Here is a 15,982-nt window from a genome sequence, read left to right as displayed (position 1 = left end):
GCTCAATCCCCCGCCGCGCGGCCTTTGAGGGCGATGATGCCCCTTGGCCGGAACTGAATGAAAATGATGATGAAGATGATCATGTAGGTCTGCGCGGCGAGGGTGTTCGACGGGTTCATCCACTCGATCCCTTTTTGCAGGAAGCCGATCATGCCAGCGCCCGCCAGTGCGCCCCAAATGTTGCCGACACCGCCAACGACCACGGTCATGAAGCTCTGCACGATATAGTCGCTGCCCAGATCGGACGTGACTTTGGCGAACAACCCAATCGCAACGCCCGCAATCCCGGCGATGCCCGAGCCCAAGCCGAAGGTCAGCATATTCACCCGCCCCGGATTGATCCCCATCGACCCGGCCATACGCGGATTCTGCGTCACCGCGCGCATCTCAAGCCCCAGGCGGGTACGCTTCATGATGTAAAGGAACAGCCCCAAAAAGATCATCGCCAGCACAAAGATCGCGATACGGATATAGCTGATCGAGACCACATCGTTCAGCACCCATGCTCCGTCCAGCCAGCCGGGCGCGGTCAGCGGGCGCGCCTGCGTGCCAAAGATGTTCTTGGCCAATTGCTGTAGCGCGATCGAGATGCCGAAGGTTGCCAGCAGCGTTTCCAGCGGACGGGAATAGAGCCAGCGGATCACCAACCGCTCCATCGCCACACCCATGGCGAAGGTGACGGCAAAAGCCATCGGGATCGCCACGATGATCGACAACGTGTGGTCTGGAATGAACTGCTGTACGACGTAACCGGTATAGGCACCCATCATGATGAACTCACCATGGGCCATGTTGATCACGCCCATCACGCCGAAGGTGATGGCCAGACCAATGGCCGCGAGGAAATAGATCGACGCCAGCGAGATCGCGTCCAGCGTCAGGTCCAGCGTCTGGTTCAGGCCGACCTTCAGCTCGATCTGCTCCAGCGCCTGTGCGGCGGCGGAGGTCACTTCGGGCGACGGCTCTGCGTAGGTTTCAAAGAACACATGTGCGCCCAGCGCGGCGTCGATGTCGACCTCAGTGACCAGTGCAGGAACAAGTCCGGTTTCTGCCAGTGCCGCATAAGCCTGTGTGCGGGTGGCGTCTGTATTCAGTTGCGCGACAGGGACGTCGCCGACGCGGCCACCGTCGATATGCGCGGCCAGTGCAGAGCGGATATCGTCCGGTGAAATGCGCGGGGCGGCCAGATCGCTGGCAACCAGCAGGTCATAGGCCGCATCTCGTGAAAGTACGTCTGATCCGGGCTCCAGCACGGTCGCTATATTCTCATCCGAGGGCAATTCCGCGGCCGTCTGCAATCTGGTCACGACCAGAGGATTCAGCGCTGCGCGGACATCCACGCCCAGATCGCCGGACATGTCCTCAATCGCGGCCACCCGCGCTGCATTGTCTTCGTCGTAACCAATGGTCAGCAACCGCTCCAGCCGCTGTTTCTGCGCCTTCAACGCCTCGTCGGGTTCATCCTCAATCGACGCGCGCAGGGGGGCCAGCAAGGCCCCTTCAGGATCACGTTGTATAGATTGCAACGCGGCCGCGCGTTTCGCACGGTCCGGGTCGGTCAGTTGGAATTGCACCAAGGCCGTCCCGATCATTGCGCGGATACCGCTATTGGGCTTCAATTGTTTCAGGTCAGATTTCTCGTACGTGCCAACAACTTCGCCGGTGTCGAAATCGGTCAGCTCATAAGACCGTCCCTCACCCTTTTTACCGGCAAAGAACAGACCATCCGACTTGCGCATCCACACATTCTTGGCGGCCCAAGTCTCAAGCATCACCTGCGCCTGAGGCAAACCACTGCTGACAATCGCGTCAATCGCAGGTCCGATCGTCTTGCGTGAGCTTTTGGCGATGATCTCCTGATGCTCTTGCAGGATCGGTTGCAGACCGCCCTCTTGCGCGTTGGCAGTCAGGCAGGCGCACAGAATTGCGAGGCCCGCAAGGAATAGTCGTAACATGTAGAGAAACCCGAGGTGTCTTATGGGCAAGGCGGGCGATCACACCCGCCTTGCATCTGGTTTAGTAGTTCGACAGCGTCTGAACGCAGGTCTTGGTCTCGGTGTTGTACATACCGCAGCCCAGCTCTTTCCAATCCGAGATCAGAACCGCCGATTCTGGCAGGAAGTCTGTCCAGGCATCACCCGGCACAACCTCGGTTTCGCTGATGATGTCGAACTGACCGTCTTCCTGAATCTCACCGATCAGAACCGGTTTCGCCAAGTGGTGGTTCGGCAGCATAACCGCCGTGCCGCCAGTCAGGTTCGGGAATTCCTGCCCGTACATCGCGGCGCGTACGTCGTCGACCTCGGTCGAGCCAGCCTCAGTTGCGGCGTTCACCCACATGTTGAAGCCGATATAGTGCGCCTCCATCGGGTCATTGGTCACACGCTCGTCACCCATGGTGGCTTTCCATGTTTCAACGAATTCAGCGTTGGCTTCGGTATCGGCCGACTGGAAATAGTTCCACGCGGCCATGTGACCGACCAGGTTCGCGGTATCCAGACCCGACAGTTCTTCTTCACCGACCGAGAAGGCCACGACCGGAATATCATCCGCCGAAACGCCCGCAGCCGCCAGCTCTTTGTAGAAGCCGATATTCGCGTCACCGTTGATGGTCGAGATCACGCCGACTTTCTTGCCATCCGCGCCCAGCGCGACAACGTCCGCCACGATCTTGGACCAGTCGGAATGACCGAACGGGGTGTAGTTGACGAAGATATCCTCGTCCGCGATGCCTTTACCCTTCAGGTAGCTTTCCAGAATGTTGTTGGTGGTACGCGGGTACACATAGTCGGTGCCCAGCAGCGCGAATTTCTCGACGCCCAGCTCATCCAGGAAATAGTCAGTCGCAGGGATCGCCTGCTGGTTCGGCGCGGCGCCGGTATAGAAGACGTTTTTCGAGGATTCCTCGCCCTCATATTGAACAGGGTAGAACAGCAGGCCGTTCAGCTCTTCGATCACCGGCAGAACCGACTTACGGCTGACCGACGTCCAGTTGCCAAAGATCACATCCACCTCATGTACGGTCAGCAGCTCGCGCGCTTTTTCCGCGAACAGCGGCCAGTCGGATGCGGGATCAACGACCACGGCCTCAAGCTGTTTGCCCAGCAGGCCACCCTTGGCGTTTTGCTGGTCGATCAGCATCAGCATGGTGTCTTTCAGCGTGGTTTCCGAAATCGCCATGGTGCCCGACAGCGAGTGCAATACACCGACTTTGATCGTGTCTTCAGCAGACAGTGCAGCGGTCGCCATGGCGGCAAAGACAAGTGATCCGGCGAGCGTGGATTTGAGAGATGTCATATGATTCTCCTGGGCGGGGCCGGGAGAGAGGGCTTGCGCAGACGCGCACTCTTCTTCTACCTGATCCCCGCAACTGTTGTTGCGTTCCGTGTGGCGGTTGTGTCCGAGGTCCAATTCGCGCAGCCGTCACACACCCCCGGGTCGTCTCCTCGGCGGGCACCCATACGGTTTCTGCATCGCCGAGAATTTAGCAAATGCAGGGCCCATCATTTTTCACAATCCGCCGTACCTGCCTGTTTTTTGACCAGCCGCCTGAGGTCGCGCCCAAAAATTAATCACATACTGCGGAAAACCGACGAAAACCGACGTCGAAGAATAGAGTTCCGGCGCGCAAACGTTGAAACCAACAGCATAACTTCTGGTTCCGCAGGTGCGTCATTACTCAACATGCCTCCATATTGCCCAAGCAAGACGCGATGCCGCCGCGCGCGAAGGGCGCGATTCGGCTAAGTGCAAAGCAATTGGGCGAAAAGTCGGTATTGGACGGTTTTCGCCAATCGGGGTCATTTAAGTGCCTGTTTCCCCGAACCGACGGGAACGCGCTGGACGCGGTGCTGCTGAACACTGCTGGTGGTATCACGGGCGGGGACGCATTCCGCTTTAGCGGCCACGCGGGCGATGGCACGACCCTGACCCTGACCACCCAAGCCTGCGAGCGCGCGTACAAGGCCAAACCCGGCCCCTCGGGCCAGATCGTGAACCACCTGAGTGTCGCTCCGGGCGCGCGGCTGAACTGGCTACCGCAGGAAACCATTCTGTTCGACGGCAGCGCGCTGGATCGCCGGTTGCAGATCGACCTTGCCCCGGATGCCACCGCCCTGATGGTCGAACCCCTGATCTTTGGTCGCATGGCGATGGGCGAGACCCTGACCAATATCCGCCTGCGAGACCGAATTGAGATCGCGCGCGATGGCGCACCTCTGTTTATGGACGCGATGCAGTTCGACGGTGATCTGCACGCCCACCTGGCCAAGACACATATCGCGGGCGGTGCGGGGGCGATGGCGCTGGTCGCCTTTGCCTCACCCACTGCCGAGGGTCAGATCGGCCCTATCCGCGCGATGCTACCCTCCACCGCCGGAGCCTCGCTGATCCAAAGCGATCTGCTGGTCATCCGGGTGCTTGCCGAAGACAGCTTTACCCTCCGTCGAACACTGATGCCGGTGCTGCGGCGGCTGAACAATGACACGCTTCCCCGATGCTGGATGATCTGACATGAACCTGACCCCCCGTGAAAAAGACAAACTGCTGGTCGCCATGGCCGCCGAGGTCGCCCGCAAGCGATTGGCCCGAGGCGTCAAGCTGAACCACCCCGAGGCGATCGCGCTGATCACCGACGCGGTGGTCGAAGGCGCGCGCGATGGGCGCTCGGTTGCCGATATGATGCAGGCCGGAGCCGAAGTGATCACCCGCGCGCAATGCATGGAGGGCGTGCCCGAAATGATCCACGAGGTTCAGGTCGAAGCCACCTTTCCAGACGGCACCAAGCTGGTGACTGTCCACAATCCCATCCGCTAAAAAAGGAACACTGATATGACCCGTATGCTTTTCCCCGCCCTGATCCTTGCTGGCCCTGCGGCAGCCCATAACGGAACACATATCCATGCGCATGGCTCGGATTATGCCACTCTGGGCGTTGGGCTGGCCGTTGTTGCACTAGCCGCCCTCGCGTTGATGGTAAAGCTGAACAAATGATCCCAGGTGAGTTGTTCCCGGCCAAGGGCGAGATCACCCTTAACGCAAGTGCCTCAGCCATCACCCTGATGGTCGCCAATACTGGTGACCGCCCGGTTCAGGTCGGCTCGCACTATCATTTCGCCGAAACCAACCCAGCGCTGGATTTCGACCGCGCCGCCGCACACGGGCTGCGTCTGGACATCGCCCCCGGCACCGCCGTCCGGTTCGAGCCCGGTCAGGCGCGCGAGGTCTCGCTGATACCCATCGGGGGGGCGCGTAAGATCTATGGGTTCAATCAAAAGGTCATGGGGTCGCTCTGATGCCAGCAACAATCAAACGCTCTGACTATGCCGCCATGTTCGGCCCCACCACCGGCGACAGGCTGCGGTTGGCTGATACCGATCTAGTGATCGAGGTTGAACGCGACCTGACCGCCGAACGCGCGGGTGCCGCTGCTACCGGGGGCGCCGGCGACAACGCGCTGCTTTACGGCGAAGAGGTCAAGTTCGGCGGTGGCAAGGTGATCCGCGACGGGATGGGGCAGTCTCAGGCCACGCGGGCCGAAGGGGCCGTGGACACGGTCATCACCAATGCGCTGATCGTGGATCACTCGGGCATCTACAAGGCGGATGTGGGCCTGAAAGACGGGCGCATCGCCAAGATCGGCAAGGCCGGGAACCCCGACACGCAACCCGGCGTCGATATCATCATCGGCCCCGGCACCGAGGCTATTGCGGGCGAAGGGCGTATCCTGACCGCCGGGGGTTTCGACAGCCATATCCATTTTATCTGCCCACAACAGATCGAGGATGCGCTGCATTCCGGCCTGACCACCATGCTGGGCGGCGGCACTGGCCCTGCGCATGGGACGCTGGCCACCACCTGCACGCCGGGACCGTGGCATATCGGGCGGATGTTGCAGGCCGCCGACGCGTTTCCGATGAACCTGGCCTTTGCGGGCAAGGGCAACGCCTCGCTGCCCGCCGCGCTGGAGGAACAGATCAACGCAGGCGCCTGCGCCCTGAAACTACACGAGGATTGGGGCACCACCCCTGCCGCTATCGACTGCTGCCTGACGGTGGCCGACGCGATGGACGTGCAGGTCATGATCCACACCGACACGCTGAACGAATCCGGTTTTGTCGAGAACACCGTGGGGGCCATGAAAGGCCGGACGATTCACGCTTTCCACACCGAAGGCGCAGGCGGTGGTCACGCCCCCGATATCATCAAGATCTGCGGCGAGAACCACGTTCTGCCGTCTTCGACCAACCCGACGCGCCCCTTCACCGTGAACACGGTCGAAGAGCATCTGGATATGCTGATGGTGTGCCACCACCTCGACAAATCCATCCCCGAGGACGTGGCCTTTGCCGAAAGCCGCATCCGGCGCGAGACGATCGCGGCCGAGGACATCCTCCACGACATGGGCGCGTTCAGCATCATCGCCTCGGACAGTCAGGCTATGGGCCGGGTCGGAGAGGTGCTGATCCGAACATGGCAGACCGCCGACAAGATGAAGAAACAGCGCGGCCGCCTGCCCGAGGAAACCGGCGAGAACGACAATATGCGCGTGCGCCGGTATATCGCCAAATACACCATCAACCCGGCAATTGCCCACGGGCTGAGCCATGAGATTGGCAGTATCGAAGAAGGCAAGCGCGCCGATCTGGTGCTGTGGAACCCGGCCTTTTTCGGGGTCAAGCCCGAGATGGTCTTGCTGGGCGGCACGATTGCCTGTGCGCAGATGGGCGACCCCAATGCCTCGATCCCGACACCGCAGCCGGTCTATAGCCGTCCGATGTTCGGGGCCTATGGGCGTTCGGTCGAACATTCGGCGATCACATTTGTCTCGGGCGCGGCGCAGGCTGCGGGAATTGGTGATACACTGGGGTTGGCAAAGCAAACCGTTGCGGTGCAAAACACCCGCAATATCGGCAAAAGCGACCTATTGCTGAACCACGCCACGCCGCAGGTCGAGGTTGACCCCGAAACCTATGAGGTCCGCGCCGATGGCGAGTTGCTGACCTGCCAACCCGCCGAGGTTCTGCCCATGGCGCAACGCTATTTCATGTTCTGAGACATGCTGCGTTGCAGCATACGCAACGCAGCCATGACCAAACATCTACTACTAAATGAGGCCGACATGACACATCATGAAGACCAAGGGAGGACCAACAAGTTTGAAGGTCCACATGGCACATTCAGCACCGCAAACCACCCCGCGCGTTTCGCTACCCGGACTGATCGCATCCTTCGGGACGTCGATCTATTCGTTTCTTATCCGGATGGCAGACGCACAAACGCGCGTTCAGCAGATCAGATTTCTTCAATCCCTCAGCGACGAAGACTTGCGCAAGCTCGGGTTGACACGCGACCGGATCCCACACCGCGTCTTCGCGGATTCAATCTGGCTTTGACACGGCTTTTGGCAGGGGGGGCAACCGCATGACCGCCCTTCTCTGCACGGCACGGCAGTATTCCGACCATACGCATGGTGACCCCGCCGACCACCTGTCACTGACTTATGAAGATCGCTTTCTGCGCCGCAAGGTGCTGACCTGTGAAAGCGGTGAGCAGATTCTGATTGATCTGTCACAAACAACCTCGCTAGATCATGGCGGTGCCCTGATCCTTGACGACGGGCGCGAGGTCGAAATCCAGGCCGCGCCAGAAGCGTTGCTGGAAGTCACGGCCCCCGACCTGACCCGCATCGCGTGGCATATCGGCAACCGCCACACACCCTGTCAGGTCGAAGCGGACCGCCTGCTGATCCAAATCGACCACGTCATCCGCGACATGTTGCTGAAAATCGGCGCAACGGTGCGTGAGGTTCAGGAACCCTTTACCCCCGAAGGTGGTGCTTATGGCCACGGCAGGACCCATGGCCACGCCCACTGACACAGATATCCTGACGCTGACCCAATGGCTCTCGCCTGCTTATCCGGTGGGAGGGTTCGCGTATTCACACGGTCTGGAATGGGCGATCGAGTGCGGCAGCGTTGCCAACGCCGCCGACACAAAGGAGTGGGTTGCCGATGTGATCGAATACGGCTCTGGCCGGAATGATTGCATATTTCTTTCAGCCGCGTATTCGGCACAGACCACCACCTCCTTGTCCGAGGTGGATCAGGCTGCGCGCGCATTCTGCGCCTCGTCCGAGCGGTTGATGGAAACTCGACTGCTGGGAGAGGCGTTTTGCGGCATAACCGCAGATGTCTGGGCGGTGGAGCTGGGCACCCTGACCTACCCGGTCGCCGTGGGATACGCTGCACAGCGACAGGGCTTGCCGCTCGCCCTGACGGCCCAGATGTACCTGCAGGCCTTCATGTCCAATCTGGTCGCGTGTGCGACGCGTTTGGTACCGTTGGGTCAAACCGAAGGGCAGCGGATGATCCGCGATCTAACGCCTTTGTGTCAGCATGTGGCGACGGGCGCTGTGACCTTGGGGCTGGATGATCTGGGGTCGACGGTGTTTCTGACAGATGTCGCGTCGATGAAACACGAAACTCAATATTCAAGGATGTTCCGAACATGAGCAAAATGAACGGCCCCCTGCGCGTGGGCATCGGTGGTCCTGTTGGCGCAGGCAAGACAACTCTGACCGCCGCCCTGTCCGAAGCGCTGCGCGACAAGGTATCCGTTGGCGTGATCACCAACGACATCTATACCCGCGAAGATGCCGAGGCGCTGATGCGGATGCAAATTCTGCCGCAGGACCGGATCATCGGCGTCGAAACCGGCGGCTGCCCGCATACGGCCATTCGCGAGGATGCTTCGATCAACCTTGCGGCCGTTGCCGAGATGCAGGCGCGTCACCCCGACGTCGAGGTCGTTCTGATCGAAAGCGGTGGCGACAACTTGTCTGCCACATTCAGCCCGGAACTGGCGGACGTTACGCTCTATGTGATCGACGTGGCCGCGGGTGAAGAGATTCCGCGCAAAGGCGGTCCTGCGATCACCAAATCGGACGTCCTGATCATCAACAAGACCGATCTGGCCCCGCATGTTGGCGCGTCGCTAGAGGTGATGGACCGAGACGCAACAAAGATGCGCAACGGTCGCCCATTCGTGTTCACTTCGCTGCGGCATCGCAAGGGCGTGGATCAGGTCGTTGACCTGCTGGCGCAAATCGGGGGGCTGAATATTCCCGTCGCCGTGACCGAGGGGGCCGCCTAGCGCAGCCCCCCTGGCAATGGAATCTCATCTCGAGATTGCAGGCAAACTTTTCGACCTAGACAAAAGTGCCTTCGTCACTTCGTGTCCCTTGCTGTTTTAAACAACAAAAGAAAAACAAAAACCGACCCTATCGAGGTGGTAACAATACCCACTGGCAGTTCCTGAGGCGCAAGCAACAAGCGGCTGAGGATATCTGAACCGGTCAGCAAAGCCGCCCCGACGATGGCGGCGGCGGGCACAAGACGGGTGTGCAAAGGTCCAGCGATCCCACGTGCGATATGGGGCACCATGAGCCCCACAAAACCGATGACCCCCGCAACCGAAACAAAAACGGCGGTCGCTAGTGCCGCTACAAAAAACATGCGGAACCTCAATGCCTGTACCGGAACGCCCAGCGTCGCTGCCGTCAAGTCGCCGGTCAAAAGCGCATCCAGCCAGCGACTGCGCCACAGGGCATACATCAAGATCAGAAACATCCCGGCGCAGACCAGCGGAAATGTCTCCCATCGGGCCAGACCCAGACCGCCCAGCATCCAGAAGATGACCGAGTGCGCGGCGCGACTGTCGCCCGCAAATATCAGATAGTTCGTGATCGCCGAAAACAGAAACGAAACTGCCAACCCCGCAAGGATAAGCTTTTCCGGCGCACTGGTGCGCAATCCGTGAACCAGTGCCAGCACAATTCCCGACGCGACAAGCCCGCCACAAAATGCAGCCAGCGGCAGCGTCCAGAATCCCAGGATGTCGCCGGTCACCGTAATGACGATAACCGCACCCGCCGCCGCACCCGACGAAAGGCCGAACAGGAAGGGATCAGCCAAGTCGTTGCGTGTTGTGGTCTGAAGCACTACGCCGACAACGCCCAGCCCTGCACCGATCACGGCCGCAAACAATGCACGCGGCAAGCGAAGGTCAAAGACAATGCGGTGCAGCGGCGACACCTCGCCATCCGCCATGCCGGTGCCCAGCATCACCGCATCCAACGCAACCGCGGCTGGAATTTGCGTCGTGCCGTAAATGGTCGAAACCAGCAAAAGGGCGGTCACAACAACCGCCCCCAGCAAGAGTGTCAGGCCAAAACGGCCCATATTAGTTCAGGCCCGGGTGCATCGCGTCGGCCATTTTCGAAATCGCCGCGATATTTGCGGGTCCGGGAGTCAGTTCTTCGTAACGTAGGCCAATCCAGCGCTCGTTCCTGACCGCGTCGGTCTGCGACATCACGGGGTGTTCCTGCAGAAACTTGAACGTGTCTTCCGCGCCGTTGCCGGTCTGATAATCCAGCAGCACCAGAAATTCGGGGTTCGAAGCTGCCACAGCCTCCCACGAGGTGCGGCCCCAGCTTGTGTCCATGTCATGAGTGACATTCGCACCACCAGCTGCAGCGATCATCGCGTCAGGGATGGCGAATTTACCCGCGGTAAAGGGCGCGTCGGCTGGCCCATCCAGCAGGAAAACACGGGGTTTTGGCAGGTCCGCAGTCTGCGCCTGGATCGCTGCCAGTTCCTCTTTCCAGCCGGAAACCAGAGCCTCGGCCTTGTCTTCAACATGCATGACCTCGCCCAGACGAAGCACATCATCAAACAACAGGTCCATGCTGGCCTCGGGACGGTCCTTGTCCAGATGCACACAGCTTTCCGTTAGGATCATTGTCTTGATGCCAAAGGGTTCCAGCGTGTCGGGCGTCACGTCGCCCCCCGGCTTCATCCCATAGTACCAACCCGCGAAGAACAGGTCAGGCTCTACCGCCACAAGGTTCTCAACAGTTGGGTATTTCGGCGCAAGCTCGGGGATGTCACCGCGCAGCGTGTCAAACTCGGGGCTGGTCTTGTACCAGCCGGTGATGCCGGTCAGACCCACGATCTTGTCCTGCAGACCCAACGCAAAGGCCATGTCGGTCATGTTCATATCATGCACAACCAGACGCTCGGGCTGGGTGTCGAACACCAGCGGCGCACCGCAATTATCAACTGTGACTTCGTGCGCGACGGCACCACCTGCCAAAACGGTGGTCAACGCCACAGACAAGATCTGTTTCATTCAGAAATATTCCTATTCATAAGTTGTTATCGAGGTTTTTCGGATATCCAGCGCCCGGATCACGCGCCCTTCGTGGTGAAAGCACAGGTAATCGACGCCAAACGTGTCACTAACCCTGTCCGGGGTCAGCACATCGGCGACCAGCCCAAAACCGGTCAGCCGTGTATCTTTCATCAATGCCACATGAGTGGCAAATTCTGGGATCATCACCAGATCATGCAGGATCATCACCACAGTGATACCCAGTTCAGCGACCAGCGAAAGCATCCGCCCCTTCGTGTCTGGATCCAGATGGTTGGTGGGTTCGTCCAGAAACAAAAGCGTAGGATTCTGGGCCAAAGCACGGGCGATATGCGCGCGCTGGCGTTCCCCCCCGGACAGAAAGGCCATCTTTTTTTCGGCCAAAGCACTAAGCCCGGTAAGGCTCAGGATTCTGACCAGATCCGCGGCGTGTTCCTCGGCAGAGCGGTCTGCACGGATCGGAATCTGGCCCAGCGCCACATAATCCCGCAACAGCAACCTGCCATCCGGGAACTCCTGCTGACTGACCACGGCGATCGTCCGCGCCCGATCCCGTGCGGACATCTGTTTCAGGCTGCGTCCGTTGACCAGAACATCACCCTGATTCACCTCGTGCGCGCCGCATAACAGATTCAAAAGCGTCGTCTTGCCTGCCCCGTTGGGCCCGGCAATTGCAAGGATTGCGCCTTCGCATAATGTGAATGAGACCCCCTGCAGCAGTATATCGCCACTAAGAACCTGATGGGTCAGATCACGCGCAACCAAAATAGCTGGGTTGGTCATGGACACACCCCTTTTTGAATTTGGGGCATGCGGGACAGTGTCTTTGTGAACAGTTTTTCCGGACGCTCGGTCGCATTGGTCCAGCCATCTGCGCTGTTTTGGTATTGGTGGGCAAACTCAGTCAGTGCCTGGATATCCTGCGTATCAAGAATGTCACCAAAAAGGTACTGCGCTTTATCGACTGCCTGAAATCCGACAGTCACAGGCCGCGCGCATCCGGCCATGCAATCGACCATGCGGATGGAAAAACCATTTGGCAAACGATCGAACAGCGCGTCGGACAAGCCCTGCGCGTGTACCTCACCCTGACATGTTTTGCAGATGAGAAGAAAATGGTCAGGCGCTGACGGCATGGGTTCCTCCGCCTGCTTCAAAGCGCGGGCAGACAGTGCCGGAAATGTAAACACGATGTGCTCGTGTCATCAAAGCCTCCTTCCAGGACGCCCCGCCCCGGGTTGGTTAACATTTGATGGCAGGTCTCCTGACTTGCGGGTCGATGCTCGGCCATCCTTCCCGGCACTTGGGCCAGTGGGTTGTTGGCGTCGCTCACCGCTTACAGTTGCGGGGGCAGTCACGGACTTGGCGCCAAATGGCGGCCTCACCGTATTCCCTTTTCATCCCTTGGGCGCACCATCGGGAACCATCATCCGAACGAGTGCCCGAGATCACATGTCAGGTCAACGACAATATTGTGGCAGCCAATCAATTTTTGGCAGACGCAAAACCCCATTGACCAATCCAAAGTATAATTGTCCTACACCCCGCTTCGCGACCGCCATCCCGTGAGGCTGAAACCGGCAAACAAAACCGCGGCCACGCAGACGATTGAGGGACCCGCCGGTGTGTCAAACACATAAGCTGAGCGAAGTCCTGCTACGGCCGAGAAAGCCCCGATTGCCGCGGCAATCAATGCCATCGTTTCCGGAGATCGCGCCAGGCTGCGCGCGGCCGCCGCCGGAATGATCAGCATCGCGGCAATGAGCAACACGCCTACAACTTTGATCGCGACAGCAACCGTAACCGCCAGTGACAAAGTTAGGATCAACTGCTCGCGCTTGGGGTCGAACCCGGTGGCGTAGGCCAATTCTTCGTTCAGCGTAGCGGTCAGCAGTTGCGACCATCGCCATACGATCAACGCGACGACCAGCGCGGCCCCGCCCCAGATCACGACAAGATCGGTGCGCGAAACTGACAGTATGTCACCAAAAAGATAGGCCATCAGGTCGATGCGAATGCCCGACAAAAACGACACCGCGACAAGGCCAAAGGCAAGCGACGAATGCGCCATAACTCCAAGAAGGGTATCCATGGCATAACCGCGACCGGACAGCAATGTGACGGCCAACGCCATGATAAGCGCGACAACCAATGCGCCCAGAAAGACCGACATCTGGAAAGCCAGCGACAGCGCAACACCCAGGATCGCAGCATGAGCGGTGGCATCGCCAAAGTAAGCCATACGCCGCCAGACCACAAAACACCCAAGGGGGGCGGCTGCAATTGCCACGCCAATACCGGCGAGCGTTGCCCGCGTCATAAAATCATCAAGCATTATTCTGCCGCTTCGTGAGAGTGGTCGTGGTTGTGATCATGTTCGTGGCGATACAGGGCAAGCGCGCCACCGGTGCCTGTTCCAAACAGGGCGCGGTATTCTGGTGCCGAAGCAACCACGGCAGGCGACCCCTCGCAGCAGACATGACCATTGAGGCAGATCACCCTGTCCGAAGCACTCATCACAACGTGCAGCTCGTGGCTGATCATCAGGATGGCGCAACCGGTTTCCTGTCTCACCGCCTCGATCTGCTGGTAAAAACTGGCCGAGCCTCGCTGGTCGAGGCCTTGCGTGGCTTCATCCAGCAAAAGGATGTCGGGACGATTGATCAAAGCCCGCGCCAGCAATACGCGCTGAAACTGGCCCCCGGACAGTTGGGACATCTGGCGCTTCAAAAGATCCGGCACACCCGCCGCCGCCAGCGCCGCAGCGCAGTCATCTTTTGAAACACGGTGCGTCAGACGCATGAACCTTGCAACCGAGATCGGCAATGTCGGGTCAACATGCAGTTTTTGCGGCACATAGCCGATTTTCAGCCCAGGCTCCCGGGAAACATGGCCAGCAGAAGGATTTGTCGCACCGATGATGGCCCTAAGCAGACTGGTTTTGCCCGATCCGTTCGGGCCAACGATGGTGACGATCTCACCTGCCTCAATCGCCATATCCACATTTTGCAGAACGGTGTTCGCACCGTACCTTACGCTGAGTTTTTCAACGGTGATCAGGGTCATTTCTACGCCTTTTCGGTGCAGTCGGGGCAAAGCCCTTCGGCTTCTACAACCGTTCGTTCAATTTCGAAACCCGCCGCGCGTGCTGCAGCCCCCAAAACACCTTTGGCCGGAGTGGATTGCGCCTCGGCCACGGCTTCGCATTTTCGGCAGATCATGAAGGCCGGCGAATGAGAGGCCCCCGGGTGAGAACAGGCAACAAAGGCGTTCAGTCGCTCAATCTTATGCACGAACCCATTCTGAGCAAGAAAGTCGAGCGCACGATAGGCCACCGGAGGCTGTGACCCAAAGCCTTCCTCGCGCAATCGGTCGAGTATCGCGTACGCGCCCAGCGCGCGATGCTCTTGCAACAGCATTTCCAGAACCCTGCGACGGACTGGCGTCAGACGCAGTCCTTCTTCCTTGCACCGGTTTTCCGCTGCGGACAGCCCGGCCGCAACGCAAGTCTTGTGGTCATGCTTTTGGAACCCAACCGGAGCCGTATCTCCGGTTATTTCGGGTTGCGTATCACTTGTCATGTTATTCCATATCATGTATGTCGCTCGCAATGTTATAAAATCACACAGAGGGTCTGATGTCCAGAAAGCTTCTCCCACTATCTATCACCGCTGCATTCATGGGCGGAACGGCCTTGGCGGATGTACCCAATGTCGCGGTCGACATCGCGCCAGTTCACTCGCTTGTGGCACGGGTTATGGAAGGTGTCGGAACGCCCGACCTGATCATCTCACAGGGTGCCTCGCCGCACGAATACAATCTGCGCCCCTCAGAAGCTGCTGCGCTGCAAGACGCCAACTTGGTTTTTTGGATGGGTGAAGACCTGACACCGTGGATGGAAGGGGCCGTCGAGACCCTTGCTGACGGCGCAACCGTCACGACCCTGTTGGAAACGGATGGAACAATTCTTCTGGATTTCCGTGAGAACGCCCTGTTTGAAGCCCACGATCATGACGATCACGCCAAACATGACGGCCATGACGACCATGCTGAAACCAAAGGCCATGACGATGAACATGCCCATGATGATCATGACCACGAAGGGCATGACGACCACGATGGTCACGCGCATGGGGACCATGACCCGCACGCCTGGTTGTCGCCAGAGAACGCAAATACGTGGCTGAATGTGATCGCCGCTCAACTATCTGCGGCTGATCCGGACAACGCCGGTACGTATTTCGCAAATGCTGCGGCGGCGCGCGAAGAAATGGCGGCCCTGTCTTCTGAGATCGCCGAAACGCTCGAGCCGGTCCGAGGAGGCAGCTTTGTCGTCTTCCACGATGCCTACCATTATTTTGAAAATGCGTTTGATTTTCCCGCCTCTGGCGCAATTTCGATCGGTGATGCATCCGACCCAAGCCCGGCCCGCATTGCTGAAATTCAGGCGCGCATCAAGGACGAAGGCGTGAAATGCGTTCTGGCCGAACCGCAGTTCAATCCTGGGATCGTCGAGGTTGTGATGGATGGTGCCGACGCTAATACCGCGGTGATCGACCCGCTCGGCTCTGATCTTGAACCCGGAGCGGCGCTTTACCCCCAAGTCATTCGCAACATGGCGCAAACACTGGCCGATTGCCTTTGATCCCCTGCCCGGCCGAAGTTCAAAATTCGGCCGGGCTGAACGTCAGCGGCATCGCAAGTGAGTGTTTGCCCAAGTTCCGAGTGATCGCGATCCGCCGACGTTTTCAAATTCGCCCTAAAACCGAAC

The 15,982-nt window shown here is 59.2% G+C and carries 19 protein-coding genes and 1 riboswitch; of the genes, 10 read left to right on the top strand and 9 right to left on the bottom strand.

Annotation, left to right across the window (positions count from 1 at the left end):
- Nucleotides 1-2: 2 nt before the first annotated feature.
- Nucleotides 3-1,955 (bottom strand): urea ABC transporter permease subunit UrtB, encoded by a 1,953-nt coding sequence (urtB, locus tag GOV87_RS06795; protein ID WP_171211252.1) that lies wholly within the window; start codon nt 1,953-1,955, stop codon nt 3-5.
- A 61-nt stretch (nt 1,956-2,016) separates the two neighbouring features.
- The gene (gene urtA / locus GOV87_RS06790; RefSeq protein WP_171211251.1) at nt 2,017-3,297 is read right to left on the bottom strand and encodes an urea ABC transporter substrate-binding protein; all 1,281 of its coding nucleotides are present in this window, start codon (nt 3,295-3,297) and stop codon (nt 2,017-2,019) included.
- Between the two features lie 416 nt (nt 3,298-3,713).
- Here urtA and GOV87_RS06785 point away from each other — a divergent pair, with 416 nt between their 5' ends.
- From GOV87_RS06785 to ureG, 9 genes are all read left to right on the top strand, one after another.
- On the top strand, nt 3,714-4,511 hold the full coding sequence (locus GOV87_RS06785; protein ID WP_171211250.1) for an urease accessory protein UreD: 798 nt from the start codon (nt 3,714-3,716) through the stop codon (nt 4,509-4,511).
- A 1-nt stretch (nt 4,512) separates the two neighbouring features.
- A complete protein-coding gene (locus GOV87_RS06780; protein ID WP_152460019.1) occupies nt 4,513-4,815 on the top strand; it encodes an urease subunit gamma in 303 nt (100 codons plus the stop codon).
- A gap of 15 nt (nt 4,816-4,830) precedes the next feature.
- The gene (locus GOV87_RS06775) at nt 4,831-4,992 is read left to right on the top strand and encodes a peptidase M23 (RefSeq protein ID WP_171211249.1); all 162 of its coding nucleotides are present in this window, start codon (nt 4,831-4,833) and stop codon (nt 4,990-4,992) included.
- Nucleotides 4,989-5,294, top strand: a complete 306-nt coding sequence (locus GOV87_RS06770; protein ID WP_171123794.1) for an urease subunit beta — start codon at nt 4,989-4,991, stop codon at nt 5,292-5,294. Before GOV87_RS06775 ends, GOV87_RS06770 begins: the two co-directional genes overlap by 4 nt.
- Nucleotides 5,294-7,054, top strand: coding sequence for an urease subunit alpha (gene ureC, locus GOV87_RS06765; RefSeq protein ID WP_171211248.1), 1,761 nt, complete (start codon nt 5,294-5,296; stop codon nt 7,052-7,054). The genes GOV87_RS06770 and ureC overlap by 1 nt, the downstream gene beginning before the upstream one ends.
- 115 nt (nt 7,055-7,169) lie before the next feature.
- Nucleotides 7,170-7,394, top strand: a complete 225-nt coding sequence (locus GOV87_RS06760) for a hypothetical protein (protein ID WP_171123798.1) — start codon at nt 7,170-7,172, stop codon at nt 7,392-7,394.
- A gap of 28 nt (nt 7,395-7,422) precedes the next feature.
- A complete protein-coding gene (locus GOV87_RS06755; RefSeq protein ID WP_171123801.1) occupies nt 7,423-7,875 on the top strand; it encodes an urease accessory protein UreE in 453 nt (150 codons plus the stop codon).
- Entirely contained in the window at nt 7,841-8,512 is a 672-nt protein-coding gene (locus GOV87_RS06750) for an urease accessory protein UreF (protein WP_254447321.1), read from the top strand. Before GOV87_RS06755 ends, GOV87_RS06750 begins: the two co-directional genes overlap by 35 nt.
- Entirely contained in the window at nt 8,509-9,153 is a 645-nt protein-coding gene (ureG, locus tag GOV87_RS06745) for an urease accessory protein UreG (protein ID WP_171211247.1), read from the top strand. The genes GOV87_RS06750 and ureG overlap by 4 nt, the downstream gene beginning before the upstream one ends.
- A gap of 74 nt (nt 9,154-9,227) precedes the next feature.
- Here the strand turns inward: ureG and GOV87_RS06740 are convergent, their stop codons facing one another.
- From GOV87_RS06740 to GOV87_RS06710, 7 genes are all read right to left on the bottom strand, one after another.
- Nucleotides 9,228-10,241, bottom strand: coding sequence for an iron ABC transporter permease (locus tag GOV87_RS06740; protein WP_171211246.1), 1,014 nt, complete (start codon nt 10,239-10,241; stop codon nt 9,228-9,230).
- Between the two features lies 1 nt (nt 10,242).
- Nucleotides 10,243-11,190 (bottom strand): ABC transporter substrate-binding protein, encoded by a 948-nt coding sequence (locus tag GOV87_RS06735; protein ID WP_171211245.1) that lies wholly within the window; start codon nt 11,188-11,190, stop codon nt 10,243-10,245.
- 12 nt (nt 11,191-11,202) lie between these two features.
- A complete protein-coding gene (locus tag GOV87_RS06730; protein ID WP_171211244.1) occupies nt 11,203-11,994 on the bottom strand; it encodes an ABC transporter ATP-binding protein in 792 nt (263 codons plus the stop codon).
- Nucleotides 11,991-12,347 (bottom strand): DUF1636 family protein, encoded by a 357-nt coding sequence (locus GOV87_RS06725; protein WP_171211243.1) that lies wholly within the window; start codon nt 12,345-12,347, stop codon nt 11,991-11,993. Before GOV87_RS06725 ends, GOV87_RS06730 begins: the two co-directional genes overlap by 4 nt.
- A 100-nt stretch (nt 12,348-12,447) precedes the next feature.
- A riboswitch (cobalamin riboswitch) is annotated at nt 12,448-12,654 on the bottom strand.
- Nucleotides 12,655-12,748: 94 nt separating this feature from the next.
- Nucleotides 12,749-13,546: an iron chelate uptake ABC transporter family permease subunit gene (locus GOV87_RS06720; RefSeq protein WP_171123813.1), complete on the bottom strand. Its 798-nt coding sequence runs from the start codon at nt 13,544-13,546 to the stop codon at nt 12,749-12,751.
- Nucleotides 13,546-14,277, bottom strand: a complete 732-nt coding sequence (locus GOV87_RS06715; RefSeq protein ID WP_171211242.1) for a metal ABC transporter ATP-binding protein — start codon at nt 14,275-14,277, stop codon at nt 13,546-13,548. The genes GOV87_RS06720 and GOV87_RS06715 overlap by 1 nt, the downstream gene beginning before the upstream one ends.
- Before the next feature lie 2 nt (nt 14,278-14,279).
- Nucleotides 14,280-14,792: a Fur family transcriptional regulator gene (locus GOV87_RS06710; RefSeq protein WP_171211241.1), complete on the bottom strand. Its 513-nt coding sequence runs from the start codon at nt 14,790-14,792 to the stop codon at nt 14,280-14,282.
- Nucleotides 14,793-14,848: 56 nt separating this feature from the next.
- Between GOV87_RS06710 and GOV87_RS06705 the strand changes: the two genes are divergently transcribed.
- Nucleotides 14,849-15,856, top strand: a complete 1,008-nt coding sequence (locus GOV87_RS06705; RefSeq protein ID WP_171211240.1) for a zinc ABC transporter substrate-binding protein — start codon at nt 14,849-14,851, stop codon at nt 15,854-15,856.
- Nucleotides 15,857-15,982 lie beyond the last annotated feature (126 nt).

The organism is Ruegeria sp. HKCCA5426 (assembly GCF_013034585.1).
GTDB lineage: Bacteria > Pseudomonadota > Alphaproteobacteria > Rhodobacterales > Rhodobacteraceae > Ruegeria.
This window is presented reverse-complemented; position numbering and strand designations above follow the sequence as displayed.

Coding starts and splice junctions, on each gene's coding strand:
- urtB (WP_171211252.1), bottom strand. CDS start 1,955: ATGTTACGACTATTCCTTGCGGGCCTCGCAATTCTGTGCGCCTGCCTG.
- urtA (WP_171211251.1), bottom strand. CDS start 3,297: ATGACATCTCTCAAATCCACGCTCGCCGGATCACTTGTCTTTGCCGCC.
- GOV87_RS06785 (WP_171211250.1), top strand. CDS start 3,714: ATGCCGCCGCGCGCGAAGGGCGCGATTCGGCTAAGTGCAAAGCAATTG.
- GOV87_RS06780 (WP_152460019.1), top strand. CDS start 4,513: ATGAACCTGACCCCCCGTGAAAAAGACAAACTGCTGGTCGCCATGGCC.
- GOV87_RS06775 (WP_171211249.1), top strand. CDS start 4,831: ATGACCCGTATGCTTTTCCCCGCCCTGATCCTTGCTGGCCCTGCGGCA.
- GOV87_RS06770 (WP_171123794.1), top strand. CDS start 4,989: ATGATCCCAGGTGAGTTGTTCCCGGCCAAGGGCGAGATCACCCTTAAC.
- ureC (WP_171211248.1), top strand. CDS start 5,294: ATGCCAGCAACAATCAAACGCTCTGACTATGCCGCCATGTTCGGCCCC.
- GOV87_RS06760 (WP_171123798.1), top strand. CDS start 7,170: ATGGCACATTCAGCACCGCAAACCACCCCGCGCGTTTCGCTACCCGGA.
- GOV87_RS06755 (WP_171123801.1), top strand. CDS start 7,423: ATGACCGCCCTTCTCTGCACGGCACGGCAGTATTCCGACCATACGCAT.
- GOV87_RS06750 (WP_254447321.1), top strand. CDS start 7,841: ATGGCCACGGCAGGACCCATGGCCACGCCCACTGACACAGATATCCTG.
- ureG (WP_171211247.1), top strand. CDS start 8,509: ATGAGCAAAATGAACGGCCCCCTGCGCGTGGGCATCGGTGGTCCTGTT.
- GOV87_RS06740 (WP_171211246.1), bottom strand. CDS start 10,241: ATGGGCCGTTTTGGCCTGACACTCTTGCTGGGGGCGGTTGTTGTGACC.
- GOV87_RS06735 (WP_171211245.1), bottom strand. CDS start 11,190: ATGAAACAGATCTTGTCTGTGGCGTTGACCACCGTTTTGGCAGGTGGT.
- GOV87_RS06730 (WP_171211244.1), bottom strand. CDS start 11,994: ATGACCAACCCAGCTATTTTGGTTGCGCGTGATCTGACCCATCAGGTT.
- GOV87_RS06725 (WP_171211243.1), bottom strand. CDS start 12,347: ATGCCGTCAGCGCCTGACCATTTTCTTCTCATCTGCAAAACATGTCAG.
- GOV87_RS06720 (WP_171123813.1), bottom strand. CDS start 13,546: ATGCTTGATGATTTTATGACGCGGGCAACGCTCGCCGGTATTGGCGTG.
- GOV87_RS06715 (WP_171211242.1), bottom strand. CDS start 14,277: ATGACCCTGATCACCGTTGAAAAACTCAGCGTAAGGTACGGTGCGAAC.
- GOV87_RS06710 (WP_171211241.1), bottom strand. CDS start 14,792: ATGACAAGTGATACGCAACCCGAAATAACCGGAGATACGGCTCCGGTT.
- GOV87_RS06705 (WP_171211240.1), top strand. CDS start 14,849: ATGTCCAGAAAGCTTCTCCCACTATCTATCACCGCTGCATTCATGGGC.